Below are 1,375 nucleotides of genomic sequence, written 5' to 3'. Positions count from 1 at the left end.
CCTGAATGTGGATATCGGCCTGGAGTGCGGGCTGAGCGGCAAGGCGCAGATCGGCAAGGGCATGTGGGCGATGCCCGACATGATGGCGGCAATGCTGGAACAGAAGATCGAACACCCGAAATCCGGCGCCAACTGTGCCTGGGTGCCCAGCCCGACCGCCGCCACCCTGCACGCGCTGCATTACCACAAGGTCGATGTATTCGCGGTGCAGGAGCGGCTTATGGCCGGCGGCCGCCGCGCCCATGTTGATGGCATCCTGGAAATCCCGCTGGCGACTTACCGCAAATGGACACCGCGCCAGATCGCGCGTGAGGTGGAAAACAATGCGCAGGGCATCCTGGGCTATGTGGTGCGCTGGATCGACCAGGGCGTCGGCTGCTCCAAAGTGCCGGACATCAACGACGTCGGGTTGATGGAGGACCGTGCCACCTGCCGGATTTCCGCCCAGCATATCACCAATTGGCTGCATCATGGTGTTGTCACTGAGGACGAGGTGATGGGCTCCCTCCGCAAGATGGCCAAAGTGGTGGATGAGCAGAACCGCGGCGACAACACCTATCGCGCGATGGCGCCGGGGTTCGACACCATCGCCTTCCAGGCTGCCTGCGATCTAGTGTTCAAGGGCCGGGTGCAGCCTTCCGGCTATACCGAGCCGGTTCTGCACGCCCGGCGGCTGGAGCTGAAGGCGCAGGAAGCTGCTAGCTGACCGCGGCAAACTGACCGGATGAAACAGTTTCCCCTCAATAAGGGGTAGTCAAAGGGGGCCTTTTGGCCTCCTTTTCTGTTCCGTGACGTCACGCGAACGGAAGGAAAGACACCCATGGCTGAGATTTCACTGGATCAGGCGCGCGCAATCATCCGTGCGGCCTTGGGCAAAGGGCATGAGATGGGGCTGAAGCCGCTGTCAGTAGTGGTGCTGGATGCGGGCGGCCATGTGCAAGCGTTCGAGCGCGAGGACGGCGCCGCGCCGGGCCGGTTCCCCATTGCCCATGGCAAAGCCTATGGCTCGGTCATGCTGGGCATGGCCGGCAGCGCCCAGATGGCCCGGGCAGAGGCGCAGGCCTATTTCATGGCGGCGGTGAACGGGGTCTATGGCGGCCAAGTGGTGCCGGTGCCGGGCGGGGTGCTGGTGCGCGGCACGGACGGTACTGTGATCGGCGCGGTTGGCGTCACCGGCGACAGCTCGGACAATGATGCCGTCGCGGCCATGGCCGGTATTGAGGCGGCGGGTTTGCAGGGCGAGATCTGACTTCGCACAGACATTCCGCAGCGTTGTGCGCGGCTGAACAGTCTGTTGCGCCGTGCTCCCCGTTGATGTGGCGCCCGCAGGGGGCTAGGTTCTTCTTTATACAGCACAAGAAGAGCGGAATATGGC

Annotated in this window: 1 protein-coding gene and 1 pseudogene; both read left to right on the top strand. The window is 63.6% G+C overall.

Going from position 1 to position 1,375, the window contains the following annotated elements:
- A pseudogene (locus A2I95_RS38195) lies at window positions 1–706 on the top strand (malate synthase G); the annotation flags it as partial.
- A 114-nt stretch (window positions 707–820) separates the two neighbouring features.
- Complete coding sequence (locus A2I95_RS38190) at window positions 821–1,249, top strand: heme-binding protein (RefSeq protein WP_291737620.1); 429 nt, start codon at window positions 821–823, stop codon at window positions 1,247–1,249.
- Window positions 1,250–1,375 lie beyond the last annotated feature (126 nt).

The sequence above is a fragment of the Leisingera sp. F5 genome (assembly GCF_001593695.1).
This window is presented reverse-complemented; position numbering and strand designations above follow the sequence as displayed.

Excerpts from the sequence above, each read along its gene's own strand:
- A2I95_RS38190 (WP_291737620.1), top strand. The coding sequence starts at position 821 with ATGGCTGAGATTTCACTGGATCAGGCGCGCGCAATCATCCGTGCGGCC.